The sequence below is a fragment of the Cupriavidus sp. FW306-01-F10A genome (assembly GCF_058782785.1).
Window position 1 is genome coordinate 355,561 of sequence record NZ_JBYSYA010000002.1, and the last position, 24,624, is coordinate 380,184.

At 68.3% G+C, this 24,624-nt stretch carries 21 protein-coding genes and 1 tRNA gene; 8 read left to right on the plus strand and 14 right to left on the minus strand.

Annotated features, from left to right (window positions below; genetic code table 11):
• Positions 1–75: 75 nt before the first annotated feature.
• On the minus strand, positions 76–1,359 hold the full coding sequence (locus tag AC3WLF_RS04660; RefSeq protein WP_492317683.1) for a D-amino acid dehydrogenase: 1,284 nt from the start codon (positions 1,357–1,359) through the stop codon (positions 76–78).
• 126 nt (positions 1,360–1,485) lie between these two features.
• Between AC3WLF_RS04660 and AC3WLF_RS04665 the strand changes: the two genes are divergently transcribed.
• Positions 1,486–2,466, plus strand: a complete 981-nt coding sequence (locus AC3WLF_RS04665; RefSeq protein WP_492317469.1) for a LysR substrate-binding domain-containing protein — start codon at positions 1,486–1,488, stop codon at positions 2,464–2,466.
• A gap of 82 nt (positions 2,467–2,548) precedes the next feature.
• The gene (paeA, locus tag AC3WLF_RS04670) at positions 2,549–3,868 is read left to right on the plus strand and encodes a polyamine export protein PaeA (protein ID WP_492317470.1); all 1,320 of its coding nucleotides are present in this window, start codon (positions 2,549–2,551) and stop codon (positions 3,866–3,868) included.
• Here paeA and AC3WLF_RS04675 read toward each other — a convergent pair.
• The 6 genes from AC3WLF_RS04675 to AC3WLF_RS04700 form a co-directional block, all read right to left on the minus strand.
• Positions 3,750–4,880 (minus strand): phosphatase PAP2 family protein, encoded by a 1,131-nt coding sequence (locus AC3WLF_RS04675; RefSeq protein ID WP_492317471.1) that lies wholly within the window; start codon positions 4,878–4,880, stop codon positions 3,750–3,752. The two genes, paeA and AC3WLF_RS04675, sit on opposite strands and share 119 nt — an antisense overlap.
• The gene (locus AC3WLF_RS04680) at positions 4,873–5,802 is read right to left on the minus strand and encodes a DUF1653 domain-containing protein (protein ID WP_492351742.1); all 930 of its coding nucleotides are present in this window, start codon (positions 5,800–5,802) and stop codon (positions 4,873–4,875) included. The genes AC3WLF_RS04675 and AC3WLF_RS04680 overlap by 8 nt, the downstream gene beginning before the upstream one ends.
• Positions 5,803–5,975: 173 nt before the next feature.
• Positions 5,976–6,065 (minus strand) — tRNA-Ser (locus tag AC3WLF_RS04685).
• A 90-nt stretch (positions 6,066–6,155) separates the two neighbouring features.
• The gene (gene serS / locus AC3WLF_RS04690; RefSeq protein WP_492356507.1) at positions 6,156–7,460 is read right to left on the minus strand and encodes a serine--tRNA ligase; all 1,305 of its coding nucleotides are present in this window, start codon (positions 7,458–7,460) and stop codon (positions 6,156–6,158) included.
• Between the two features lie 126 nt (positions 7,461–7,586).
• Positions 7,587–8,954, minus strand: coding sequence for a replication-associated recombination protein A (locus AC3WLF_RS04695; RefSeq protein ID WP_492317685.1), 1,368 nt, complete (start codon positions 8,952–8,954; stop codon positions 7,587–7,589).
• 69 nt (positions 8,955–9,023) lie between these two features.
• Positions 9,024–10,157: an ABC transporter ATP-binding protein gene (locus AC3WLF_RS04700; RefSeq protein WP_492357891.1), complete on the minus strand. Its 1,134-nt coding sequence runs from the start codon at positions 10,155–10,157 to the stop codon at positions 9,024–9,026.
• Between the two features lie 121 nt (positions 10,158–10,278).
• On the opposite strand from AC3WLF_RS04700, the gene AC3WLF_RS04705 reads away from it, so the two are divergent.
• Both AC3WLF_RS04705 and AC3WLF_RS04710 read left to right on the plus strand, forming a co-directional pair.
• Positions 10,279–11,922, plus strand: coding sequence for an ABC transporter permease (locus AC3WLF_RS04705; protein WP_492357892.1), 1,644 nt, complete (start codon positions 10,279–10,281; stop codon positions 11,920–11,922).
• Between the two features lie 108 nt (positions 11,923–12,030).
• Positions 12,031–12,702 carry a hypothetical protein gene (locus AC3WLF_RS04710; protein ID WP_492351740.1) on the plus strand — a complete coding sequence of 224 codons (672 nt, stop codon included), beginning with the start codon at positions 12,031–12,033 and terminating at the stop codon, positions 12,700–12,702.
• A gap of 31 nt (positions 12,703–12,733) precedes the next feature.
• On the opposite strand, the gene AC3WLF_RS04715 is transcribed toward AC3WLF_RS04710, so the two are convergent.
• Together AC3WLF_RS04715 and AC3WLF_RS04720 are read right to left on the minus strand one after the other, a co-directional pair.
• A complete protein-coding gene (locus tag AC3WLF_RS04715; protein ID WP_340523034.1) occupies positions 12,734–13,771 on the minus strand; it encodes a Fe(3+) ABC transporter substrate-binding protein in 1,038 nt (345 codons plus the stop codon).
• A 219-nt stretch (positions 13,772–13,990) separates the two neighbouring features.
• Complete coding sequence (locus AC3WLF_RS04720; RefSeq protein WP_492351739.1) at positions 13,991–14,317, minus strand: hypothetical protein; 327 nt, start codon at positions 14,315–14,317, stop codon at positions 13,991–13,993.
• Positions 14,318–14,573: 256 nt separating this feature from the next.
• On the opposite strand from AC3WLF_RS04720, the gene AC3WLF_RS04725 reads away from it, so the two are divergent.
• Positions 14,574–15,674, plus strand: coding sequence for an NAD(P)-dependent alcohol dehydrogenase (locus AC3WLF_RS04725; RefSeq protein ID WP_492317488.1), 1,101 nt, complete (start codon positions 14,574–14,576; stop codon positions 15,672–15,674).
• A 16-nt stretch (positions 15,675–15,690) separates the two neighbouring features.
• On the opposite strand, the gene AC3WLF_RS04730 is transcribed toward AC3WLF_RS04725, so the two are convergent.
• From AC3WLF_RS04730 to AC3WLF_RS04740, 3 genes are all read right to left on the minus strand, one after another.
• A complete protein-coding gene (locus tag AC3WLF_RS04730) occupies positions 15,691–16,128 on the minus strand; it encodes a hypothetical protein (RefSeq protein ID WP_492317489.1) in 438 nt (145 codons plus the stop codon).
• An 8-nt stretch (positions 16,129–16,136) separates the two neighbouring features.
• The gene (gene lolA, locus AC3WLF_RS04735; protein WP_010812997.1) at positions 16,137–16,772 is read right to left on the minus strand and encodes an outer membrane lipoprotein chaperone LolA; all 636 of its coding nucleotides are present in this window, start codon (positions 16,770–16,772) and stop codon (positions 16,137–16,139) included.
• A gap of 148 nt (positions 16,773–16,920) precedes the next feature.
• Entirely contained in the window at positions 16,921–19,257 is a 2,337-nt protein-coding gene (locus AC3WLF_RS04740; protein ID WP_492317491.1) for a DNA translocase FtsK, read from the minus strand.
• Positions 19,258–19,491: 234 nt separating this feature from the next.
• On the opposite strand from AC3WLF_RS04740, the gene trxB reads away from it, so the two are divergent.
• The 3 genes from trxB (at position 19,492) to AC3WLF_RS04755 (ending at position 21,901) form a co-directional block, all read left to right on the plus strand.
• Complete coding sequence (gene trxB / locus AC3WLF_RS04745) at positions 19,492–20,457, plus strand: thioredoxin-disulfide reductase (RefSeq protein WP_010813000.1); 966 nt, start codon at positions 19,492–19,494, stop codon at positions 20,455–20,457.
• 114 nt (positions 20,458–20,571) lie between these two features.
• Positions 20,572–21,246 (plus strand): Smr/MutS family protein, encoded by a 675-nt coding sequence (locus tag AC3WLF_RS04750; RefSeq protein ID WP_492317492.1) that lies wholly within the window; start codon positions 20,572–20,574, stop codon positions 21,244–21,246.
• Between the two features lie 13 nt (positions 21,247–21,259).
• The gene (locus AC3WLF_RS04755) at positions 21,260–21,901 is read left to right on the plus strand and encodes a trimeric intracellular cation channel family protein (protein WP_011614676.1); all 642 of its coding nucleotides are present in this window, start codon (positions 21,260–21,262) and stop codon (positions 21,899–21,901) included.
• Between the two features lie 62 nt (positions 21,902–21,963).
• Here AC3WLF_RS04755 and glnK read toward each other — a convergent pair whose 3' ends face one another.
• Together glnK and AC3WLF_RS04765 are read right to left on the minus strand one after the other, a co-directional pair.
• Positions 21,964–22,302 (minus strand): P-II family nitrogen regulator, encoded by a 339-nt coding sequence (gene glnK, locus AC3WLF_RS04760; RefSeq protein ID WP_006162803.1) that lies wholly within the window; start codon positions 22,300–22,302, stop codon positions 21,964–21,966.
• 246 nt (positions 22,303–22,548) lie between these two features.
• Entirely contained in the window at positions 22,549–24,597 is a 2,049-nt protein-coding gene (locus AC3WLF_RS04765; RefSeq protein WP_492357893.1) for an NAD(+) synthase, read from the minus strand.
• Between the last annotated feature and the right edge of the window lie 27 nt (positions 24,598–24,624).

The following is a 24,624-nucleotide window of genomic DNA, read 5'->3' on the forward strand; positions in this document are numbered from 1 at the left end:
GACGGCGTCGTGGCTTGCGGACGCACGGGTACGGCATGAACCAACACTTGCCTGCGGCGCTAGCGGGACAGGACACTAGGCGCACACAGCATCAAAATCCTCTGCTTCGATGGCCGGACGGCGCCCTGCCAGCCGGTCGGCCAGCAGGCCGGCGCTGCCCATCGCCAGCGTAAAACCGAGTGCGCCGTGGCCCAGGTTCAGCCATAGCCCGGACACGCGCGACGGCCCCACCAGCGGCAGGCCGTCCGGCGTGGCCGGGCGCAGCCCGGCCCACGGCTGCAGCTGCGCCAGCGGCAGCTCGGGCACGATGCCCTCGAACAACGCGCGTGTCTGTGCCACCAGCGTGCCGACCCGCTCCGGGTCGATGCGGGTGCCGCCACGCACCAGGTCGGCCATGCCCGCCACCCGCAGTGTATTGCCGATGCGCGCGTAGACGATCTTGTTGGCAAAGTCCGTCACGCTGATATGCGGCGCGCGCGTGCCGCTGGCCAGCGGCACCGTGATGCTGTAGCCCTTGAGCGGCCACAGCATCGGCCGCACGCCCAGCGGGCGCAGCAGCGGCACGCTGCCAATGCCGCTGGCCACGATCACCACGTCGGCCGGCACCACGCCGCTGGCGGTCCGCACGCCGGTCACGCGCCCGCCCTGCTGCACCAGCTCTTGCACCACGGTGCCGAAGCGCATCGACACCCCGGCGTGCGCCCCGTCTTGCAGCAACCGTGCCAGCGACAGGCAGAAGCGGTGGCAGTCGCCCACTTCCTCGCTCGGCGTGTAGATGGCGCCGGCAATCTCGTTGCGGATGCCGGCCAGCGCGGGCTCCAGCGCCACGCAGGCATCGCGGTCCAGCGCCTGCTGCTCGCAACCCAGGCTGGCCTGGTAGTCCAGCAGCCGGCAGGCCGCGTCGAACGCCGCCGCATCGCGGTGCACAACCAGTTTGCCGCGCCGCGCAAAATCGAAACCGGCGCCAACATCGTCATGCTGGTGCCGGGCCACGAAGGCCTGCATCAGGTCGCGTGAATAGAACCCCAGCCGCAGCAGCTTGCGCGTGGTGGCTTCACTGGTGGCGGCATTGCAGGCGCCCATGAAGGCTGCCAGCCAGCGCCACTGCGCCGGGTCGGCCGCGGGCCGGAAGCGCATCGGCGAATCGCGCCGCAGCAGCCAGCCCGGCACCTTGGCCATCACGCCCGGCCCGGCCAGCGGCGCCACATAGCTGTAACTGAGCTGCCCGCCATTGGCAAAGCTGGTCTCCTCGGCCGGCCCGTCGTGGCGCTCCAGCACCGTCACCTGGTGGCCGTCTTCGGCCAGGCGCCACGCCGTCGTCATGCCGACCACGCCGGCGCCCACGATCACTACCTGCATTGCCATCCCTTGATTGCTTTTTCCCGATCCGGCAAAGCGTAGTGCAGGCGGCGCGGATTGCCCAATGCGAATACGTGCCAGAATATGTCATCAGGCTATGGATGCCTGCCCGCTTCCCGGATTGCCATGCGCTTGCGCCAGATCGAAGTCTTCCGCGCCGTGATGCTGACCGGCACCGTCAGCGAGGCCGCGCGCCTGCTGCACGTGTCCCAGCCGGTGGTCACGCGCGTGCTGCAGCACGCCGAGGCCTCGCTCGGCTTTCGCCTGTTCGAGCGGGTGCGCGGCCGGCTGCAGGCCACGCCCGAGGCCAATGCGCTCTATGGCGATGTCGAAAGGCTATATGGCGAGATCGAGCGCGTGCGCCGGGTCTCGGAAAGCCTGCGCCACAAGGGCGCCGGGCGGCTGCGCGTGGCCGCCACCCCCAGCCTGGCCAACCCGCTGCTGGTGCCGGCGGTGCGGCGCTTCTGCGCGCGCCACCCGGACACGCAGGTGCAGGTGCTGACCCACCATACCGACGAGATCGTCGGGGCGCTGCTGGCCAACCAGATCGACCTGGGCTTTGCCTTTGCGCCGCCGGGCCACGAGGCCATTTCCAGCGAGCCGGTGGCCAGCGGCCGCATGCTGCTGGCGGTGCCGCGCGGCCAGCCGCTGCCCGCCGGCGGGCGCCGCCAGGTTGTGCCGATGCAGCGGCTGATGGAGCGCGCCTTCATCGGCTATGACGACAACAGCTCGCTCGGGCTGCTGGTGCGCCAGACCCTGGCCCGGCACGCGCTGGAGCCGCGCTCGACGCTGGAGGTGCAGACCTATTCGCTGGCGCTGGCCCTGGTCGATGCCGGGCTGGGCGTGACCCTGCTGGACCAGTACACCGCGCTCAGCGCCAGCCCGGAGCGCGTCGCGCTGCACGACGTGGCGCCGGCGCTGCCGTTCGAGATCCAGATGCTGCGCGCCAGCCACCGCGCCGGCTCCAGCCTCGCCGACGACCTGCGCGCGCAGTTTGCGCTGGCCGCCGCGGAACTGGCCGCAACGCTGCCGCAGCGGCTGGAAGCGCCAGCCGCCAGCTTTGACGCCACGCCCCGGAGCCGCGATCGGGGTCCGCCTGATGTCTGATTGATGTCCGATTGACAGCCGCGCGCGGCGTGCACCATCATCAAGCCGCCTGCAGGCACAACCTGCGTGCGCCAAACCGCCTATGTTCGTCCTGACCCTGATCGCCCTTGTCCTTGTCAGCGCCTTTTTCTCGGTCTCCGAGATCGCGCTGACCGCCGCGCGCCGCACCAAGCTGCAAGTCTTGTCGGAGCGCGGCGATGGCCGCGCCACGCGCGTGCTGCGGCTCAAGGAAGAGCCCGGGAATTTCTTCACGATCGTGCAGATCGGCGTCAACAGCGTGGCCATCCTGGCCGGTATCCTCGGCGAGAAGCATGTGTCGGACCTGCTGCTGGAAACGCTGTCGCCCTATATGCAGGTGATCCACGCCCAGCGCGTGGCCAATATCGGCTCGTTCCTGATCGTGACGCTGCTGTTTATCCAGTTCGCCGACCTGATCCCCAAGCGCATCGCCATGACCTTCCCCGAGCGCTGCGCGGTGGCGGTGATCGACCCGATGCTGACGCTGCTGCGCGTGCTCAAGCCGCTGGTCTGGATCTTCAACGCCGCCGCCGATGCCACGCTGCGGCTGCTGCGCCTGCCGACCAAGCCGGTCGACCAAATCACCACCGAGGACATCGCCGCGATGGTCGATGCCGGCGCCGAAGCCGGCGTGCTGCACAAGCATGAACTCCACCTGATCGAGAACGTGTTCGAGCTCGAGTTCAAGAGCATTACCGCGATCATGACGCCGCGCGACGACGTGGTCTACCTGAGTCTCGACGAACCCGCCGACAGCGTGCGCCGCAAGCTGGTCAACCAGCCGCACGCGCAATACCCGGTGTGCGGGCACGACCTCGACGACGTGCAGGGCTATATCGATTCCAAGGACATCCTGCAGCTGCTGCTGGCCGACGAGAGCGCCACCGTGATCAACAATATCGGCCGCCACCACGACAAGAACGTGCTGGTGATCCCCGACACGCTGACCCTGTCCGAGGCGCTCACGCGCTTCCGCGAGATGCACCAGAACTTTGCCGTGGTGATGAACGAATACGGGCTGGTGGTGGGCGTCGTCACGCTGGACGATATCGTCGGGGCGCTGATGGGAGACATCCTGTATTCCAGCGAGGACGAGCAGATCGTGCGGCGCGACGACAGCTCCTGGCTGGTCGACGGCCTCACCCCGCTGGTGGACCTGAAGAAGGCGCTGGATCTGGACACCCTGCCCGGCGAGGACTATGTCGACACCGCGGCCGGGCTGGTGATCTATTCGCTCAAGCGCATCCCGAAGAAATCCGAGTCGATCACCGTGGCGGGCTATCGCTTCGAAGTGCTGGACATCGACCATCACAAGATCGACCAGCTGCTGGTGTCGCGCCTGCCGCAGGCGCCGGAAGCCGAAGCGCCAGCACGGCTGGCGTAGGCGCGACGGCCTGCCGGTAGCGCTCCAGCGTATCCGGCAGCCGGAACCACGCCACATAGCTGAACGCCACCACCACCGCTGCCGCCGCCACCGCGCCCAGCCGCCATGGCGCCACCGATTCCTTCGGCGCCGGCACGTGCAGCGTGCGGTAAGCCGTGCCGAGCAGCGCGATCCATGCCAGCCCCAGCGCATAACCTGCAGCGACGTCCGACAGCCAGTGCATGCCCAGGTACAGCCGCGATACCCCGATCGCCGCCACCGCCACCACGGTCAGTGCCAGCACCGGGATGCGCACGCGCCACGGCTGGCGCAGGCACATCAGGAAGGCCAGGAAGCCATAGGTGACCATGCTGCTGGTGGCGTGTCCGCTGGGGAAGGAATACGATTCCAGGCCGCTGTAGATGCTGGCCGGGCGCACGCGCGCCATGCCCAGCTTGAGCGCCATCACGCAGGCGCGCGCACCCAGCAACGCGGCGGCCCAGTACAGCGCCACGGTCCAGGCGCGCCGCCAGCACAGCCACGCGAACACCGCCACGCCCACCGCCAGGGAAATGCGCGCGCCGCCCAGTTCGGTCACGGCAACCATCGCGATGTCGAGCCAGTCGGTGCGCAGGGCACGCAGCCATGCAAACACGATCTGGTCGATGCGCACCACGCCCCCCCTTTCGGCGACCTCGCCGGCCAGCCAGAACAGGGCGCTGCCGCAGGCCAGCAGCACGGCACCGGCCAGCAGCACCACCAGCAGCTCGGCCATGTCGCGTTCGAGCACGCGCAGCGTGAGCGTGCTCAGCCGGCGCGGCTGTGCGGCCACGCGCGCGGACAGCGCGCCGGCCCCCCACACGCGCCACCGGTCCAGCCAGCGCACCACCGGCCGCAACAGCGCCACCAGCAGCGGCACCAGGCTCAGCAGCAGCACCGTCACCAGCGTGAACAGCGCCAGCAGCCCGAGCGCCGTGCCCGGCGTGAGCCAGGCCTCGGCGAAGGCGCTCGCGCGTGCCGGCACGTCAATCACGGGACGCGCCCGCGGCGCCGACGATGCGGGCGATATTGGCGCGAGCCGGCGCCTCGCAGTCGGCAAAGGCGTCGGTCAGGAAGAGTCGCGGGCGCTGCGCCAGCTTGCCCAGGAACGCCGCGCGGCGGCGCATGAATTCAGTCTCCAGCGCCTCCCCCTTGAGACCGGTGCGCGCGGCCAGCAAGGCGCGGTTCTCGGCGAACACGTCCTGGCTATGGGCATCGAGCATTTCCGGCGCCGCGGCCAGCCTGAGCAGGTCGAGATCGAGCACGGTGTCGGCGCCGGCAATGCTCGGGCCATGGCCGCGCGTATCGAGCACGATCTGCGCGGCACGGTCCAGCACCGCGCGGTCCTCGCCGGGCGCCACCGTTTCGATCAGCGCGGCTGAGGCGGCTTCGTTGTGCTCGCATCCCGCCACATAGACCGCGTCGTGGCACAGCACCGCCAGCGCCTGCGCGCGGTCCAGCGCAATGCCGCGCACGTGGGCGGTCTCGAACATCTCCAGGATATGGCGGCGGTCGTGGTAGTGCCGGTACGGCGTGTCGTGCAGCGCCAGCACATCGAGCACCGCCTGGCGCGGCAGGAAGTCCAGGCAGGCCAGCGCCGCGGGCCAGGCGGGCGCAAAGCGCGGCACCTCGCCCTGCGGCGTGGCCACCGGTTCGCTGAACACATCGGAGCGGCGCACCCACAGCAATGAGGGATCGCGCATCGCGCGATAGACCACCACCGGCGCGAGATCGGCCTCGAAGCGGCCGATGCCGACTGCCGTGTAGGCGCCGCCCTTGTAGTGTCGGTACGGCATGCCGGCGACCAGGTTGGGGTCGGCCGGCAGTTCGGCCGGATCGCCGTGGAAGACCGGTGCTGGGGGTTGGCTGGCGGGTGGCTGTGTCATGGTGCGGCATCCTGCGTTGCGGATCGCCATGATAGTGCACCTGGCAGTGCGTCCGGTATAGAGGCCAGTGCGGCGGCCCATGCCCGCCGCATGAAAACCGGCCGCGGAAAAAACAAAACCGACGCGCACTGTCGTGGGCGTCGGCCTGAGTTTTACTACACTGTTGTTGCCTGCCGGTGGTCGATTCCGACAGCTTCTTGTTTTGGCGGAGAGGGTGGGATTCGAACCCACGGTACCGTCGCCGGTACGCCTGATTTCGAGTCAGGTACATTCGACCACTCTGCCACCTCTCCGGTAACTTGTTGCCGTGTGGCGAAACCAAGATTATAGCCATGTCCGGCCAGCCGATGCAATAGGCTGGCAGCGGATTTTTTCGGTTCGCTTTACAGCTCCGGTTCCAGGCGGGTGATGCCGCCCATGTACGGCTGCAGCGCGGCCGGCACCGTGACCGAGCCGTCTGCGTTCTGGTAGTTCTCAAGGATCGCCACCAGCGTGCGGCCCACGGCCAGCCCGGAGCCGTTGAGGGTGTGCACCAGCTCCGGCTTGCCCTGCCCCGCGCGCATGCGCGCCTGCATGCGGCGCGCCTGGAAGTCGCCCATGTTCGAGCACGAGCTGATCTCGCGGTAGGTGTTCTGCGCGGGGATCCACACTTCGAGGTCGTAGGTCTTGGTGCTGCCGAAGCCCATGTCGCCGGTGCACAGCACGATGGTGCGGAACGGCAGCCCCAGCTTCTTCAGGATTGCCTCGGCGTGGCCGGTCAGTTGTTCCAGCGCCTCGAACGACTGCGCGGCCGGCACCACCTGCACCAGCTCGACCTTGTCGAACTGGTGCTGGCGGATCATGCCGCGCGTGTCCTTGCCGTACGAGCCGGCCTCCGAGCGGAAGCACGGCGTATGCGCGACAAAGCGCAGCGGCAGCTTCTCGCCGGCGACGATGGCGTCGCGCACGATATTGGTCAGCGGCACCTCGGCGGTCGGGATCAGGTAGAAGTTCTCGATGCGCTCGCCGTCTTCGCTGCCGACCTTGCGCGGCACCTTGAACAGGTCTTCCTCGAACTTGGGCAGCTGGCCGGTGCCGCGCATCGAGGCGGCGTTGACCATGTACGGCACGTACATCTCGGTGTAGCCGTGTTCCTGCGTATGAGTGTCGAGCATCAGCTGGACCAGCGCACGGTTCATGCGCGCCAGGCCGCCACGCAGCATCGAGAAGCGCGAACCGGTGACCTTGACCGCGGTGTCGAAGTCCAGGCCCAGCTTCTCGCCCACGTCGACGTGGTCGCGCACGGCGAAATCGAACTGGCGCGGCTCGCCCACGCGGCGCACTTCGACGTTCTGGGTTTCGTCATTGCCCACCGGCACGCTTTCATGCGGCAGGTTGGGGATGGCCAGCATCAGCTCGGCCAGGTGCGCCTGGATCTCGTCCAGCCGCGCGGCCGAGGCCTTGAGCGTGTCGCCGATGCCGCCCACTTCCGCCATCACGGCCGAGGCGTCCTCGCCCTTGCCCTTGAGCATGCCGATCTGCTTGGACAGGCTGTTGCGGCGGGCCTGCAGTTCCTCGGTCTGGGTCTGCAGTTGCTTGCGTTCGGCCTCAAGTGCCTGGAACGCCGCAACGTCGAGTTGGTAGCCGCGCGTGGCAAGGCGTTGCGCCACGGCGTCGATGTCTTTGCGGAACAGCTGGATGTCGAGCATGTTGCTTTGGTGAAGTGCAGGGCCAGCGACATGCCGGCGGACCCGCCATTTTACTGCACCGGCCCCGTCCGGCGCGAACCGGGCGATGCCAGGCCAGAGGGCCGTGTCGCCGGCTCACGCCACCGCTCACTCCCCGCCCTTGCCGCCGTCCTTTGCCTTGGCCACGCGCTGCTCGCGATGCCAGGCGGCATCCAGCTCGCGCAGGTGGCGCAGCTTCTCGGCAATCTTGCCCTCCAGCCCGCGCGGCACCGGCTGGTACCAGTCCTGGGCCTTGAGGTCGTCCGGGAAGTAGTGCTCGCCGGCGGCGTAGGCCTCGGGCTCGTCGTGCGCGTAGCGGTAGGCGTGGCCGTGGCCAAGCTCCTTCATCAGCTTGGTCGGCGCGTTGCGCAGGTGCACCGGCACCGCGCGCGACTTGTCCTTGCCGACGAAGGCGCGAGCCGCGTTGTAGGCGTTGTAGCCGGCGTTGGACTTGGGCGCCACGGCCAGGTAGATCAGGGCCTGGCCCAGCGCCAGCTCGCCCTCGGGCGAGCCAAGGCGCTCATAGGTCTCGGCCGCGTCCAGCGTGATGCGGGCGGCACGGGGATCGGCCAGGCCGATATCCTCCCACGCCATGCGCACGATGCGCCGCGCCAGGTAGCGCGGGTCGGCGCCGCCGTCGATCATGCGGCAGAACCAGTACAGCGCCGCGTCCGGGTCCGAGCCGCGCACGGACTTGTGCAGCGCGCTGATCTGGTCGTAGAAGGCGTCGCCGCCCTTGTCGAAGCGGCGCAGGTTTTCCGACAGCGCGCTGCCCAGCAGCGCGGTATCGATCTGCGCGGCGCGGGCGGTGCGCGCGGCGCGCGCCACGATCTCGATATTGTTCAGCAGCTTGCGCCCGTCGCCATCGGCCGAGGCCACGATCAGCTGCAGCGCTTCATCCTGCCAGCTCAGGTCGCCCGCCTGTGCGCCAAGTTCTTCGCTGGCGCGCAGCGCCAGCTGGGTCAGCTCGGCATCGTCCAGGCTCTTGAGCACATAGACCGCCGCGCGCGACAGCAAGGCGCCGTTGACTTCGAACGAGGGGTTCTCGGTGGTGGCGCCGATAAAGGTGAAGAGCCCGCTTTCCACATGCGGCAGGAAGGCATCCTGCTGGCTCTTGTTGAAGCGATGGACCTCGTCGACGAATACCAGCGTGCGCCGCCCGTGCGCGCGGAACTGCTCGGCGCGCTCGACCGCCTCGCGGATGTCCTTGACCCCCGACAGCACCGCCGACAGCGCGATGAACTCGGCGTCGAAGGCACTGGCCATCAGCCGCGCCAGCGTGGTCTTGCCCACGCCCGGGGGGCCCCACAGGATCATCGAATGCGGCTCGCCGGACTCGAACGCCACGCGCAGCGGCTTGCCCGCACCGAGCAGGTGCTGTTGCCCGATCACCTCGTCGATGGTGCGCGGGCGCAGGCGCTCGGCCAGCGGTTGCCGGGAACGGTCGGGAGTATCGGAAAACAGCGTGTCCGCCACGGTATTCAAGCCTTGTGAATGCAGAACGCCACAGTGTAGACCATCGGCGCCCTGCCCCTGCGTGGCAGGCTAGGCGGCAAATGCCACCACGTCCTCGATCTCGACACGGATGCCGATGCGCTCGCCCACGGCATGGTTGTGGTGGGACGGCACCAGCGCCAGCACGCGGCCGCCGCTGGCCAGGCGCAGCGTGTACAGGATCTCGGCGCCGCGGAAGGCCTTGTGGACCACCTCGGCGCGCATCGGGCTGGCGTCGTCGTGGACGATGTCATCGGGGCGCACCAGCACGTCGACGGCGGCGCCGGCGGGCAGCGCCAGCGGCGCCGCGGGGCGCAGCAGGCCCAGTTCCAGTTCAATCTCCGCGGTCCTGCGCAACCGCCCCGCCATCAGCACGCCCTGCCCGATAAAGCCCGCGACAAAGCGCGATGTCGGCCGGTGGTAGAGGTCGTGCGCGCTGCCCCACTGCTCGATCACCCCGTCGTGCATGACGCCGATCTCGTCGGCCATGGCAAAGGCCTCGTGCTGGTCGTGGGTGACCAGGATCGCGGTGGTGCCCTGCGCCTTCAGGATCGCGCGCACCTCCAGGCTCAGGCGTTCGCGCAGGTCGACGTCGAGGTTGGAGAACGGCTCGTCGAGCAGCAGCAGCTCCGGGCGCGGTGCCAGCGCGCGCGCCAGCGCCACGCGCTGCTGCTGGCCGCCGGACAGCTCATGCGGATACTTGCGGCCCGCGCCGGCCAGTCCGACCAGCTGCAGCACCTCGTCCACGCGCGCCGCGCGCCCGGCGCGGCTGGCCCGCACCAGGCCGAAACCCACGTTGGCCGCCACGTCCAGGTGCGGGAACAGCGCATAGTCCTGGAACACCATGCCGATGCGGCGCTGCTCCGGCGCCAGCATCGCCCCGGACGACGACACGACCTGCCCGTCCAGCACGATGCGGCCATCCTGCAGCGGCTCGAAACCGGCGATGGCGCGCAGCACCGTGGTCTTGCCGCAGCCGCTGGGCCCCAGCAGGCAGGCGATATTGCCGCGCGCCACCGAGAACGACAGCCCCTTGACCACCACATGGCGGCCAAAAGCGTGACGGATCTGGTCGACCTCGATGACAGCGGCGCCAGCGCCAGTGACGTCAGCAACGCCTGCGCGGGTCGCCGGCCGGCTGCGGGCCTGGGCGCCGGGCAAGCGTGAATAGGAATCGGTTCGCATGTGCGCATTATAGGGACGCGGCCGGGGCCGGGAGCGCCTTTCGGGGCAAATGCGTGCCCCACATTGCTAGAATGCGGCAGCCCGCACGCTGTGCGCGGCACTTCCGCCCACTTTCCGACGCATGCTCCTGTCCAGCCGCCGCCGCTTCCATTCCCTGACCCTGGCCACCCTGGTGATGGCGCTGCTGATCGCCGTGCCGGTGCTGGTGATCGCCTCGGCAGTGCTGCTGCCTGCCGGCGACACCTGGCGCCACCTGATCGACACGGTGCTGGCGGAATACGTGCTCAACACCGTCTGGCTGCTGTGCGGCGTCGCCGTGGGCGTATTGCTGCTGGGGGTGACCACCGCCTGGCTGGTATCGACCTACCGTTTCCCGGGCCACGCCGTGATGGAATGGGCGCTGGTCTTGCCGATGGCGATGCCCGCCTACGTGATCGCCTATGCCTACACCGACGCGCTGCAGTTTGCCGGGCCGGTGCAGGGCTGGCTGCGCGAGCTGACCGGCTGGAAGGCGCGCGAGTACTGGTTCCCGGATATCCGCTCGCTGGGCGGCGCCATCGCCCTGTTCTCGCTGGTGCTGTACCCCTACGTCTACCTGACCGCGCGCGCCGCCTTCCTGCAGCAGACCCAGAACACGCTGGAAGCCGCGCGCCTGCTCGGCCACGGCACCTGGAGCCGGCTCTGGCGCGTGGTGCTGCCGCTGGCGCGTCCCGGCATCGTTGCCGGCACCGCGCTGGCAATGATGGAAACGCTGGCCGACTTCGGCACCGTCGCCTACTTTGCCATCCCGACTTTCTCCACCGGCATCTACCGCGCCTGGTTTTCGCTTGGCGACAAGAACGCCGCGGCGCAGCTGTCGGCATGCATGCTGCTGTTCGTCGCCGCCATCCTGCTGATGGAGCGCGCCAGCCGCGGCCGCGCGCAGGTCTACGGCAACCAGCGCCGCGCCGTGGCCTGGACGCTGGACGGCGCGCGCGGCTGGCTGGCGCTGGCTGTATGCATGGTGCCGGTGCTGCTGGGCTTCCTGATTCCCGCGCTGATGCTGTGCCGCATGGCCTTCACCGACGGCGATGCGCAGTTCGGCGCGCGCTTTGTCGGGCTGGTGCGCAACAGCTTCCTGCTGGCCAGCGCCACCGCGCTGGCCGCGGTGACGGTCGCGCTGGCAGTGGGCTACGCCGCGCGCGCGGCCAACGGCAAGCGCAGCTGGCTGATGCGCGGCCTGACGCGGCTGTGCGGCATGGGTTATGCGCTGCCGGGCTCGGTCATTGCCGTGGGCGTGCTGGTGCCGGTGGCGCGGCTAGACAACGCGCTGTCGGCCTGGCTGCAGCAGCAGTTCGGGCTCTCGGTGGGGCTGCTGCTGACCGGCGGCATCGCCGCGCTGGTCTATGCGCTGCTGGTGCGCTTCCTGGGCGTGGCGCTGCAGACCGTCAATGCCGGGCTGGGCAAGATCACGCCCAGCATGGATGCGGCCGCGCGCAGCCTCGGCCACGGCCCCGGCGCCACGCTGCGGCGCGTGCATTTCCCGATGCTGCGCGGCAGCCTGCTGACCGCGGCACTGATCGTCTTTGTCGACGTGATGAAGGAGTTGCCGGCCACCTTCGTGATGCGCCCGTTCAACTTCGACACGCTGGCCGTGCAGGCCTACAACCTCGCTGCCGACGAGCGCCTGACCGAGGCCGCCACCGCCTCGCTGGTGATCGTAGCCGTGGGCCTGCTGCCGGTGATCGTGCTCTCGCGCACGATCCGGCGCGAAGCGCAGCGCTGAGCCTCCCGCGCTTCTTGCCCTAAAGTCGCGCCGCAACGCGCCGATAGCCTTTTATGGCCCGGCGTCCGCCCGGGAGCGAACAGCGGCATGCCTGCCGCGCAAGAACCTATGCTGCGATATCACATCCTGCTGTTCAAGTTGAACCGGCTCAGCCGCAACAAGCTGAGCGGCGTGGAAGAAGTCTCGCTGGCCGGCCAGTTGGCGGAGAAGGTCAATTCGGCCGACACGGCCGCGCGCGTCATCGCCGACCTGTTCGATCACGCCAACCCGCAGGTGCGCCGCATCGCGCTCAACGCGATCCGCCGCGCGCGGCAGTTCTCGTCGCCCGAACTGCAGCCCGCGCTGGTGCGCCGCATGGCCGATGCCGAAGCGGTGCTGCGCCATGACGCCGTCTGGATCGTGCAGGAAACCCGGATGGATGGCGCCGAACTGCGCGCCGCGCTGCGCCGCCTTGCCGGCAAGGTGCAGCTGCCTTGGGACGCCGAGCGTGCCCGCGCCAATCCCGGCGACATCGCGCTGGCGGCGCAGGTGCGCGCACGCATGGCATTGGACAAGCTGCTGGAAAAGAGTGCGGCGCAGCGCAACCAGGCGCTGGCCGCGATGGCGCTGGGCGGGACGCCAGACCAGCCTTATGCGGAAGGCACGGTCGGACACAAGGGCCTGCTGCACCGGGCGCTGGTACGGCGCCAGGCGGGGCGGCGGCTCAACAGCAGCGTGAAGCTGACGTTCCGCAAGGTCGAGCCGACCGAGGTGACGGGGAACAAGCGGTTCCTGCTGTAGCAAGAACCGCTACTGCAAAGGCCGTGGCGGCTTACTTGAAGCCGGCGCGGTCCACCAGCTTCTGTGCCTGCGGCTGGTACTTGCCCAGTTCGGCCACGTTGATGGTGTCGGACTTGAACGTGCCCAGCGCTTCCAGCGCCGGGTTGCTGACCTTCACGCCCTGCACCACCGGCCACTCGTTGTTGCCGTCGGCAAAGTAGCGCTGAGCCTCGTCGCTGGCCAGGTACTCCAGGAACTTGACCGCCGCTTCCTTGTTGGGCGCATGCTTGAGCATGCCGCCGCCCGAGACGTTCATGTGCACGCCCTGGCTCGACTGGTTCGGCCACAGCACGCCCAGCTTGTCGGCCACGGCTTTGTCTTCCGGCTTGGTCGACTTCAGCAGGCGCGCGATGTAGTAGGTGTTGGCGATGGCCACGTCGCACTCGCCGGCGGCAACCGCCTTGAGCTGGTCGGTGTCGCCGCCCTTGGGCACGCGCGCCAGGTTGGCGGCCACGCCGCGCGCCCACTGCTCGGTGCGTGCCTCGCCATCATGGGCGATCAGGCTGGAGACCAGCGACAGGTTGTAGACATGGCCGCTGGAACGCGTGCAGACCTTGCCCTTCCACTTGGGATCGGCCAAGTCTTCATAGCTGGCGATATCGCCGGCCTTGACCGCGGTCTTGTTGTAGGCGATCACGCGGCCGCGCGCCGAGAAGCCGAACCATTCGCCATTGGGGTCGCGATAGTTGGCCGGGATGCGCGATTCCAGCGCCTTCGACTTTACCGGCGCAAACACGCCAGCCTGCTGGGCGCGCCACAGGCGGCCGATATCCACCGTGATGAACACGTCCGCCGGGCTGTTGGCACCTTCATTGCGGATGCGCTCCAGCAGCGGGTCTTCCTGGCCTTCGATGCGGTTGATCTTGATGCCGGTCTGCTTGGTGAAGTTGGCGTACAGCGCTTCGTCCGTCTGGTAGTGACGCGCGGTGTAGAGGTTGAGCACCTTTTCCTGCGCCGCCGCGGCGAGCGGCAGGGTCAGCAGGGCCAGCGCCGCAGCGCGCGGCAGCAAGGTTCGGATAGTGGTCTTCACGCGGTTGGCTCCCCAGCATGGTTTGGGCAGCCGCCGGGGACCCGAGGCCGCCCGGTTATTGGATTCCGGTCAGCGGGAAACAATATTGATTCTTGTTCAGGCGGTCAAATTACATTTCTGTCATGTTGACGCCCGTTGACCGCTCAATATCAGGGAGATGCCCGCACTAACCTAATCGCCCCTTGTGCGAAGGCGAACCGGCAAGGCGGGCGCCGGATCTCAGCCGCGGCGTACCCAGACCACCTTGCCAGCCTTGACGCCGAGCGCGCGGCGTTGCGGGTTGTAGTCCATGGTGCCGGGGAACTGCTGGCCGTCGCGCTCGCCCAGGCGCCACGCGCAGCCCTGCAGCAGGCCGATGGCCTCGGCCTCGGGCTTGCCGACCAGGGCATCGTCGGCCAGCTTGTCGGCGGCACAGCCCTGCGGCGTGCCACGCGCGCCTTGCGGGCCGGTCGGCGCGGGCGCCGCGCAAGCCGCCAGCAGGGCCCCGCCCGCCGCCAGCATGGCGGACTGGCGCAGCCAACGGCGGATGGTTCGCTTCGCAATCATGTCGTTCTCCTGATGGGTATGGCGAGTATGTGGATGCTGGGACACGCGGCACACCGCGGCGTTCAGCTTCTTTGCACACCGATGTGAAACCTTTGCCAGATTGCCATGTATTGTGCACATTTTCTGTATGGCCTCGGCTTGATCTGGATAAACCGACCTATAACCCAGGCGTGCTATCAGTGAGGAAGCGGGCCGGCAACGTCCCGCACCACTCCACCCACCGCGCGTCCCCCTGCGCCTTCCCTGGGAGCAACGCATGACCGCAATGATGAAAGCCGCCGTTTTTGTCGAGCCTGGCCGGATCGAACTGGCAGACAAGCCAATCCCGGATATCGGCCCCAACGATGCCCTGGTGCGTATCACCACCACCACCATCTGCGGCACCGACGTGCACATCCTCAAGGGTGAGTACCCGGTGGCGAAGGGCCTGACCGTGGGCCATGAGCCCGTCGGCATCATCGAAAAGCTCGGCAGCGCGGTGACGGGATACCGAGAAGGCCAGCGCGTGATCGCCGGCGCAATCTGCCCCAACTTCAACTCCTACGCGGCGCAGGACGGCGTGGCCTCGCAGGATGGCAGCTACCTGATGGCCAGCGGCCAGTGCGGCTGCCACGGCTACAAGGCGACCGCGGGCTGGCGCTTCGGCAACATGATCGACGGTACCCAGGCGGAATACGTGCTGGTGCCCGACGCCCAGGCCAACCTGGCGCCAATCCCCGATGGCCTCACCGACGAGCAGGTGCTGATGTGCCCCGACATCATGTCCACCGGCTTCAAGGGCGCGGAAAACGCCAATATCCGCATCGGCGACACCGTGGCCGTGTTCGCGCAGGGTCCGATCGGGCTATGCGCGACCGCCGGCGCGCGGCTGTGCGGCGCCACCACCATCATCGCCGTCGACGGCAACGACCACCGGCTGGAGATCGCGCGCAAGATGGGCGCGGACGTGGTCCTGAACTTCCGCAACTGCGACGTGGTGGACGAGGTCATGAAGCTGACCGGCGGGCGCGGCGTGGATGCCTCGATCGAGGCACTGGGCACGCAGGCAACCTTCGAGCAGTCGCTGCGCGTGCTCAAGCCCGGCGGCACGCTGTCCAGCCTGGGGGTCTATTCAAGCGACCTGACCATTCCGCTGTCGGCCTTAGCCGCGGGGTTGGGCGACCACAAGATCAATACCGCGCTGTGCCCCGGCGGCAAGGAACGCATGCGGCGGCTGATCAATGTGATCGAGTCGGGGCGGGTCGACCTGGGCGCGCTGGTGACGCACCAGTACAAGCTGGACGACATCGTCGCGGCCTACGACCTGTTCGCCAACCAGCGCGACGGCGTGCTGAAGATCGCCATCAAGCCGCACTGACGGCGGCGCCTCGGGTTCAGCCCTTGGCCCGGGCGGCCAGCGCCTGCATGGCGTCGGCCGGCAGCGGCCCATGGCAGGTGCGCTCGCCGCCGGACTCGCCGACCACCAGCCATACCTGGTCCGGCTGGCCCTTCGGATGCAACAGCCAGGCCGGGCCGCGCGCATTGCTGCTGGGCGGCAGGTCTTCCAGCACGCCGGTGCTGGCCGACTGCAGCATCACCGCGCACTCGGTGGCGGGCACGCGCGTGGCCTTGAGGAAGCCCGGATTGCCCAGCACTTCGGGCAATCCCGAGTCCGGTGCGCGCAGGAAGGAATCGACATCGAACTTGCTGGCGCCGCCGCCGCTGCTGGCACATGCCGCCGTCAGCAGCGCGCCGGCACTGGCCAGCAACACGGCGCGCTGGCCGCGCCGGGAACGGATGGTGACTGCGGGACCTTCCTGCGGATCGTTCATGGCGGGCCTCACTGCTTCATCACATCGGCGCCCTTGGGCACCGTGAACCGGAATGCATCGGCCGCCAGCGGCGGGTTCTTCTGCATGCCCGTGAAGGTCAGCAGGGTGGTGTTGCCGAACGCGTCGCGCAGTTCCATGGCTTCAAGATTGCCGGCCTTGAAGCCGATGCCGATGCGCTCGAACTGCGTGTCCTTGGCCTTGGGCGTCAGCTCCAGCCACTCTACGCCGTCGCGGGTCGGGCCGTTCTTGACCACGAAGTTCTTTTCCAGGTCGTTGCTGCCGAACAGGATCGCCGCCGGGCTGGAGCCGAGTGCGCCGTCGAGCTTGCGCTCGGTGACCTGGTTCAGGTCCTTGTCGTAGATGTACAGGGTCTGGCCGTCGGCCTGCAGCAGCTGGTCGTAGGGCTTGGTATAGCGCCAGGTGAACTTGCCCGGGCGCGAGAACACAAAGGTGCCGCTGGAGGTGCCGGTCACCTTGCCGTTGGCGCCCTGCCCCTTGACCTGGCGCTGCGTGAACTCGCCGCGCGCGCTCTTCACGCCGGTGACAAAGCTCTGCAACTGGTCAGTGGCTGCGGCATGGGCCGGCGCCTGGATGGCAAACATCGCCAGCGCGGCGCAGGCCGACACGATGATGCGGTTGCGCATGGTTCGGGTCCTGGTAGTTGTAGGGTGCGTTGCCTGCGCCGCGTCGGGCGCTGGCAACCTGTCCTTTTAGAGCCGCCGGCAGCCCGGGGATTCCGCGCGCCGCAAGCCGGCGGGTAACCAGATATTACGAAGGCTGCGCGAGCGGCGCTCAGTCATCTTCGCGGGCGGCACCGCCACCCTGCACCAGGATGTCGCGGTTGCCATTGCCCGACATGGCCGAGACCATGCCGGCCTTTTCCATGTCCTCCAGCAGCCGCGCGGCACGGTTGTAGCCGATGCGCAGGTGGCGCTGCACCAGCGAGATCGACGCGCGCCGGTTCTTCAGCACCACCTCGACCGCCTGGTCGTACAGCGGATCGGCCTCGCCGCCGCCACCGCCAATGCCGGCACCGCCGCCAAACCCGTCGCCACCGCCGGCGTCATCGGTCAGGCCGCCCTCGAGGATGCCCTCGATGTAGTTGGCTTCGCCGGATTCCTTGAGCTTTTCCACCACGCGGTGGACTTCCTCGTCCGAGACAAAGGCGCCGTGCACGCGCACCGGCAGGCCGGTGCCCGGCGCCAGGTAGAGCATGTCGCCCATGCCCAGCAGCGCTTCGGCGCCCTGCTGGTCGAGGATGGTGCGCGAGTCGATCTTGCTGCTGACCTGGAACGCGATCCGGGTCGGCACGTTGGCCTTGATCAGGCCGGTGATCACGTCCACCGACGGGCGCTGCGTGGCCAGCACCAGGTGCAGGCCGGCCGCGCGCGCCTTCTGCGCGATGCGGGCGATCAGCTCTTCCACCTTCTTGCCGACCACCATCATCAGGTCGGCCAGCTCGTCGATGACGATGACGATGGTGGGCAGCCGGTCCAGCGGCTCCGGGGCGTCCGGGGTCAGGCTGAACGGGTTGGGGATCTTTTCTTCGCGGGCCGCGGCCTCGTCGATCTTCTTGTTGTAGCCGGCCAGGTTGCGCACGCCCAGCTTGCTCATCAGCTTGTAGCGGCGCTCCATCTCGCCGACCGCCCAGTTCAGGGCATTGCCGGCCTGGCGCATGTCGGTCACCACCGGGCACAGCAGGTGCGGGATGCCCTCGTAGACGCTCATTTCGAGCATCTTCGGGTCGATCAGGATCAGGCGTACGCTTTCCGCCTTGGCCTTGTACAGCAGCGACAGGATCATCGCGTTGATGCCGACCGACTTGCCCGAGCCGGTGGTGCCGGCCACCATGCAGTGCGGCATGCGGGCCAGGTCGGCCACCATCGGCTTGCCGGCGATGTCCTTGCCCAGCGCCATGGTCAGGCTGGACGAACTCTCGTTGTAGACCTGCGAGCCGAGGATTTCCGACAGGCGCACGGTCTGGCGCTTCGGGTTGGGCAGCTCCAGCCCCATGTAGTTCTTGCCCGGGATGGTCTCGACCACGCGGATCGACACCAGCGACAGCGAGCGCGCCAGGTCGCGCGCCAGGTTCACCACCTGGCTGCCCTTGACGCCGGTGGCCGGCTCGATCTCATACCGCGTGATAACCGGGCCCGGGTAGGCCGCCACCACCTTGACCTCGACGCCGAAGTCCTTGAGCTTTTTCTCGATCAGGCGCGAGGTGAACTCCAGGGTCTCGGCGCTGACAGTTTCCTGGTGCGGCGGGATCGGGTCCAGCAGCGACAGCGGCGGCAGGTCCGAGTCCTGGATATCGGCAAACAGCGGCTGCTGCTTCTCGCGCTCGACGCGCTCATGCTTGGGCACCGCCTGCGGGCGCACTATCTGCACCGGCGCCGCCTCTTCGATGCGCACGCGCTGCACCTCGACGGTTTCCTTGCGCTCGGTCTTGGCGGCCTCGCCGATGATGCGGTCCTGCTTGCTCTCGCGGCGGGCCTTGAAGCCCAGGAACAGGGTCTCGACAAAGCCGCCGACGTGCTCGGCCACGGTCAGCCAGGAGAAATGGAAGAACAGCGACAGCCCGATCGCCAGCAGCAGCAACAGCAGCAGGGTCGCGCCGGTGAAGCCCAGCGCCACCTGCAGCCAGCCGCCCAGCAGGTCGCCCAGCACCCCGCCCGGCGCGCGCGGCAGCGCGGCGCGCAGCGGGTACATGCGGATCGCCTCCAGGCCCATGCTGGAGAACAGGGTCAGCCCGAAGCCGATCCAGCTGACGGTCACGCCCTGGCGGTGCAGGCCGGGATCCGCGCGCTCGGGCAGCTCGGCAGTCAGCGTGCGCCAGCCGCGCCAGCAGCGGCGCACCAGCAGCACCGCCAGCCAGTAGGCGGAAAAGCCGAAGATGAAGAACAGCACGTCGGCCACCCAGGCGCCGACGCGCCCGCCCAGGTTGTGGATATCGGCCACCTGGTTGGCATGCGACCAGCCGGGATCGGTCTTGCTGTAGCTGGCCAGCACGCACAGGAAACCCAGCGTGACGGCAAGCAGCAGGAACCAGCGGACCTCTCCCAGCAGTTTGCCGATGCGGGATGGCAAGGCTGAGGGATCGGTGCGGGTGGTCGTGGTAGCTCGGGCCATGCCTGGTTAAGACTCGCGTGTAAGGTGATTCCGGACGTGTTTCGGGCCGATGCCGGCAGCGGTCAGTGGTCGCTCACCAGGTGACTGACGGTCATCGTGGCGGCCATTTTAACGTGGCCCGAGACTATCGCACTCATTGGAATTTGCAACAGTGAGCAAATGCGGCTCCTCTTATAATGTCGCTTTCGAGCAATGCCGGTGGGCAGCATGCCGCACCGGCCACAGGAACGCATCATGGCAAAACACGCAAAAGTGCTGATTCTCGGTTCTGGTCCCGCCGGCTATACCGCCGCGGTCTACGCGGCCCGCGCCAACCTGGAACCGGTGCTGATCACCGGCCTGGCACAGGGCGGTCAGCTGATGACCACCACGGACGTCGAGAACTGGCCGGGCGATGCCAAGGGCGTCCAGGGTCCTGAACTGATGCAGCGCCTGCTGGCGCACGCCGAGGAATTCAAGACCGAAATCATCTTCGATCACATCCACACCGCCAAGCTGGTGGACGACAACGGCCAGCCGGCCCGCCCCTTCCGCCTGATCGGCGACGCCGGTGAATATACGTGCGACGCGCTGATCATCGCCACCGGCGCCTCGGCGCAGTACCTGGGCCTGCCGTCCGAAGAGTCCTTCATGGGCCGCGGCGTGTCGGCCTGCGCCACCTGCGACGGCTTCTTCTACAAGAACCAGGAAGTGGCCGTGGTCGGCGGCGGCAACACCGCCGTGGAAGAGGCGCTGTACCTGTCGCATATCGCCAGCAAGGTCACCGTGATCCACCGCCGCGACAGCTTCCGCGCCGAGCCGATCCTGGTCGACCGCCTGCTGCAGCGTGAAAAGGAAGGCCGCGTGGTGATCCGCTACGACAGCGTGCTGGACGAGGTGCTGGGCGACGAATCCGGCGTGACCGGCATCCGCGTGCGCGGCACCAAGACCGGCCAGGCCGAGGACCTGAAGCTGGCGGGCGTGTTCATCGCCATCGGCCACAAGCCCAACACCGACCTGTTCGAAGGCCAGCTGGCCATGGAAAACGGCTACCTGGTGACCAAGTCGGGCCTGCAGGGCGACGCCACCGCCACCAGCGTGCCGGGCGTGTTTGCCGCCGGCGACGTGCAGGACCATGTCTACCGCCAGGCTATCACCAGCGCCGGCACCGGCTGCATGGCCGCGCTGGATGCCCAGCGCTTTGTCGAAGCCCTGAAGTAAGCACCGCCCCCTCCGCCGGCCGGGCCGCCACGGCCCGCCGGCGCGTCCCCCTGCGGCATCTCCTGCCGCCCCGCCAGTCGATATAATCTGCGCCGAGCCCCCGGAGATTTTTCAATGACGCACGGCGCCCGCAAACCCGACCGACCGCCCCAACGTTTCGGCCTGAACGACCTTGCCAGGCTGCGCGACACCCTCAAGGCCGATACCGAGCGCCGCGAAGCCGAGCGCGTGGCCGCCGAGCAGGCCGCCCGGCGCGCCCGTGAAGAGGCCGACGTCTTCCGCACCAGCGTGGGCCAGGTCAGCCAGCTGCGCGACCGCAACCGCGCCCCCGTGCCCGCCAGCAAGCCCGCCCCGGTGCCGGTGCAGTCGCGCCGCAACGACGAAGCCGTGCTGGCGGCCTCGCTGTCCGATGATTTCGACGTGGAAAGCCTGCTGGAAACCGACGAGACCCTGTCGTTCCGACGGCCCGGCATCGGCATGGACGTGATCCGCAAGCTGCGCCGCGGCGAATGGGTGCCGCAGGACAAGGTCGACCTGCACGGCCTGCGCAGCGACGAGGCGCGCGAGGCGCTGGCCGAGTTCCTGCGCCGCTCGGTGCGCAACGGCGTGCGCTGCGTGCGCGTGATCCACGGCAAGGGCCTGGGCTCGCCCGACAAGCTGCCGGTGCTCAAGGGCAAGGTGCGCAGCTGGCTGGTGCAGAAGGAGGAAGTGCTCGCCTTCGTGCAGGCGCGCGAGGCCGAAGGCGGCGCCGGCGCGCTGATGGTGCTGCTGCGCCAGCCGCGCACCTGACGCATCGCCACGGATGCACGTTCCGCTTGAATTGCTGATGGGGCGGCTGCCCCTGATCCTCCACATCATGGAGGTGATCGGCGTGCTCGCCTTCGCGGTCTCGGGCGTGGTCGACGCACGCAAGCAGCGCCTGGACGTGGTCGGCACCTTCGTGGTGGCCTTTGCCACCGCCTTTGGCGGCGGCACCGTGCGCGACGTGCTGCTGGACCGGCGCCCGTTCTACTGGGTCGACCACGAAGGCTACGTGCTGCTGATCTTCGTGATGTCGTTCGGCGCCTCGTTCGTGCTGCGCGTGGTCAGCCGCGTGGCCTCGGACCGGGCCATGATCGTGGCCGACGCGATCGGGCTGGGGCTGTTCTCGGTGACCGGCGCTTCGCTGGCGCTGGTGGCGCAGATGACGCCCACCGTGGCGGTGATGATGGGCATCATCTCGGCCGTGTTCGGCGGCGTGGTGCGCGACGTGCTGTGCAATGAGGTGCCGATGATCCTGCGCGACCGCTCGCCCTACGCCACCTGCTCCTTTGTCGGCTGCTGGATCTATGTCGGCATGACCTGGCTGGCGGTGCAGCAGGAAGCGGCGCTGCTGACCGGGGCGGTGGCGATCATCGCCATGCGGCTGGTGTCGGTGCGCTACGGGTGGAAGCTGCCCAGCTGAACCGCACGCACCAATGAAAACGCCGCCCTGCAAGGCGGCGTTTCGCTATCCTGGCCCGAGGCTCAGACCGCGGCTTCGTCCTGCTCGCCGGTGCGGATGCGGATCACGCGCTCGATCTCGGTGACGAAGATCTTGCCGTCGCCGATCTTGCCGGTGTGGGCGGCCTTGACGATGGCGTCCAGCACGGTGTCCAGCTGATTCTCGGCCACCACCACTTCGATCTTGATCTTGGGCAGGAAGTCGACTACGTACTCCGCGCCACGGTAGAGCTCGGTATGCCCTTTCTGGCGGCCAAATCCCTTCACTTCGGTCACCGTCAGCCCGGTCACGCCGACGTCGGCCAGGGCTTCACGCACCTCGTCGAGCTTGAACGGTTTGATGATGGCGGTAATCTGCTTCATGACTGGCCCCTGTTTATCGTTTGTTCACGCGCCTGGCGGCGCATCGCCGCGGTCGCGGCGCTCTCCGGGTGGCATTTTACCAGCCCTTGGCCGCTTGCAATTCCGCCTGCCCCACAGCCGGCGCGGCCGCAGCGTTGGCTAGCGCGCATCCGGGCACGCCCCGGCCCTGTGGATAAACCTGTGGACAGCCACTGGAGAAGCTGTGCACAAGCCGCCACCCAAGAGGCGGGGCTACCGGCGCTGCGCTCAATCCGGCACCTTCTCCAGGTCCGCCAGCCACACCACCGACTCTGAATCGCTCGGCGCGCGCCAGTCACCGCGCGGCGACAGCGATCCGCCCGAGCCCACCTTGGGCGCGTTCGGGATGCATGAGCGCTTGAACTGGCTGGTGCGGAAGAAGCGGTCCAGGAAGATCGCCAGGTTGCGCTTGATCTCCGGCAGCCCGTACTGGTTGCGCACCACATGCGGGCCATTGGGCCAGACGCCGCGCTCGCGGTCACCCCAGGCATGCAGCGCCAGGAAGGCGATCTTGGACGGCGTGAAGCCGAAGCGCAGCGTGTGGTAGAGGTTGAAGTCCTGCAGCTCATACGGGCCGATGGTGCTCTCGGTCTTCTGCTCGGGGCCGTGGTTGCTGTCGCCCGGGACCAGCTCGGGGCTGATGTCGGTGTCGAGCACGTCCAGCAGCACGTCGGAACCGCCCTCGCCCACCTGCCCGCTCTCGGCCACCCAGCGCACCAGGTGCGAGATCAGCGTCTTGGGCACGCTGGCGTTGACGTTGTAGTGCGACATATGGTCGCCCACGCCATAGGTGCACCAGCCCAGCGCCAGTTCGCTCAGGTCGCCGGTGCCGATCACGATGGCGTGGTGGAAATTGGCCAGACGGAACAGGTGGTTGGTGCGCTCGCCTGCTTGCACGTTCTCGAAGGTCACGTCGTAGACCTTCTCGCCGGCGGCGTACGGGTGGCCCAGGTCCTTCAGCATGGCCAGGCACGACGGGCGGATATCGATCTCGGTCGCGGTGCAGCCCACCACCTGCATCAGCTGGCGCGCCTGCAGCAGGGTGCGGTCGCTGGTGGCAAAACCCGGCATGGTGTAGGCCAGGATATTGGCGCGCGGCAGGCCCAGGCGGTCCATCGCCTTGGCGCAGACCAGCAGCGCATGGGTGGAATCCAGCCCGCCGGACACGCCGATCACCACCTTGCTGATCTTGCTGGCCGACAGGCGCTGCACCAGCGCCTGCACCTGGATGTTGTAGACCTCCATGCAGCGTTCGTCGCGCTGGCGCGGATCGGCCGGCACGTACGGGAAGCGCGCCACGCTGCGCGCCAGCGGCAGCGACTTCTCCAGCGTCAGGTCGAGCGGGAAGCGCACCACGCGGAACTTGTCCACTTCTGCCTTGTGCCGGCGCACCGAGTGGCCGAAGGTGACCTGGTGCATGCGCTCGCGCGACAGCCGTTCGACGTCGATATCGGCGCAGAGCAGGTGCGAGGTATCGGCAAAGCGCTCGGATTCGGCCAGCAGCTCGCCGTTCTCGCAGATCAGCGCCTGGCCGTCCCAGGCCAGGTCGGTGGAGGACTCGCCCTTGCCGGCCGAGGTGTACAGGTAGGCCGCCAGGCATCGCGCCGACTGCTGCGAGACCAGCTGGTGCCGGTAGCCGGCCTTGCCGACCACGATATTCGAGGCCGACAGGTTGACCAGCACCGTGGCCCCGGCCAGTGCCGCGAACGACGACGGCGGGATCGGCACCCAGACGTCTTCGCAGATTTCTGCGTGGAAGCGGAAGTCGGGGATGTCTTCGACATCGAACAGCAGCCCGGCGCCGAACGGCACGTCCTGGCCCAGCAGCCGGATCGACTCGACCGCGGCGTTGTCGGCGGCGCTGAACTGGCGCGCCTCGTAGAACTCCCAGTAGTTCGGCAGGTAGGACTTGGGCACCACGCCCTGGACATGCCCACGCGCCACCACCACGGCGCAGTTGAACAACTGGTGCTCGACCCGCAGCGGCATGCCGACGATCAGCGCCGCCGGCAGCTTGCGCGAGGCCTCGACGATGGTGGCCAGCGCCGCCTCGCAGGCGTCCAGCAGCGCGCGCTGGTGGAACAGGTCGTCGCAGGTGTAGGCGGAGATGCCCAGCTCCGGGAACGCCACCAGCACGGCGCCCTGCTGCGCCGCCTGCGCCGCCAGGGCAATGGTCTTGGCGGCGTTGAAGGCCGGGTCGGCCACCCGGCAGACGGGCACGCCCACCGCGACACGCGCAAAGCCGTGGGAATACAGGTTGAAAAACGGGTTCTTCATATCGGGCCTTGGTTATCGAACCATGCG

Excerpts from the sequence above, each read along its gene's own strand:
- AC3WLF_RS04700 (WP_492357891.1), bottom strand. The coding sequence starts at position 10,157 with ATGCGAACCGATTCCTATTCACGCTTGCCCGGCGCCCAGGCCCGCAGC.
- lolA (WP_010812997.1), bottom strand. The coding sequence starts at position 16,772 with ATGCGCAACCGCATCATCGTGTCGGCCTGCGCCGCGCTGGCGATGTTT.
- AC3WLF_RS04720 (WP_492351739.1), bottom strand. The coding sequence starts at position 14,317 with ATGATTGCGAAGCGAACCATCCGCCGTTGGCTGCGCCAGTCCGCCATG.
- AC3WLF_RS04665 (WP_492317469.1), top strand. The coding sequence starts at position 1,486 with ATGCGCTTGCGCCAGATCGAAGTCTTCCGCGCCGTGATGCTGACCGGC.
- AC3WLF_RS04680 (WP_492351742.1), bottom strand. The coding sequence starts at position 5,802 with ATGGCGATCCGCAACGCAGGATGCCGCACCATGACACAGCCACCCGCC.
- AC3WLF_RS04705 (WP_492357892.1), top strand. The coding sequence starts at position 10,279 with ATGCTCCTGTCCAGCCGCCGCCGCTTCCATTCCCTGACCCTGGCCACC.
- AC3WLF_RS04725 (WP_492317488.1), top strand. The coding sequence starts at position 14,574 with ATGACCGCAATGATGAAAGCCGCCGTTTTTGTCGAGCCTGGCCGGATC.
- AC3WLF_RS04740 (WP_492317491.1), bottom strand. The coding sequence starts at position 19,257 with ATGGCCCGAGCTACCACGACCACCCGCACCGATCCCTCAGCCTTGCCA.
- AC3WLF_RS04660 (WP_492317683.1), bottom strand. The coding sequence starts at position 1,359 with ATGCAGGTAGTGATCGTGGGCGCCGGCGTGGTCGGCATGACGACGGCG.
- paeA (WP_492317470.1), top strand. The coding sequence starts at position 2,549 with ATGTTCGTCCTGACCCTGATCGCCCTTGTCCTTGTCAGCGCCTTTTTC.
- glnK (WP_006162803.1), bottom strand. The coding sequence starts at position 22,302 with ATGAAGCAGATTACCGCCATCATCAAACCGTTCAAGCTCGACGAGGTG.
- AC3WLF_RS04765 (WP_492357893.1), bottom strand. The coding sequence starts at position 24,597 with ATGAAGAACCCGTTTTTCAACCTGTATTCCCACGGCTTTGCGCGTGTC.
- AC3WLF_RS04730 (WP_492317489.1), bottom strand. The coding sequence starts at position 16,128 with ATGAACGATCCGCAGGAAGGTCCCGCAGTCACCATCCGTTCCCGGCGC.
- trxB (WP_010813000.1), top strand. The coding sequence starts at position 19,492 with ATGGCAAAACACGCAAAAGTGCTGATTCTCGGTTCTGGTCCCGCCGGC.
- serS (WP_492356507.1), bottom strand. The coding sequence starts at position 7,460 with ATGCTCGACATCCAGCTGTTCCGCAAAGACATCGACGCCGTGGCGCAA.
- AC3WLF_RS04755 (WP_011614676.1), top strand. The coding sequence starts at position 21,260 with ATGCACGTTCCGCTTGAATTGCTGATGGGGCGGCTGCCCCTGATCCTC.
- AC3WLF_RS04750 (WP_492317492.1), top strand. The coding sequence starts at position 20,572 with ATGACGCACGGCGCCCGCAAACCCGACCGACCGCCCCAACGTTTCGGC.
- AC3WLF_RS04710 (WP_492351740.1), top strand. The coding sequence starts at position 12,031 with ATGCTGCGATATCACATCCTGCTGTTCAAGTTGAACCGGCTCAGCCGC.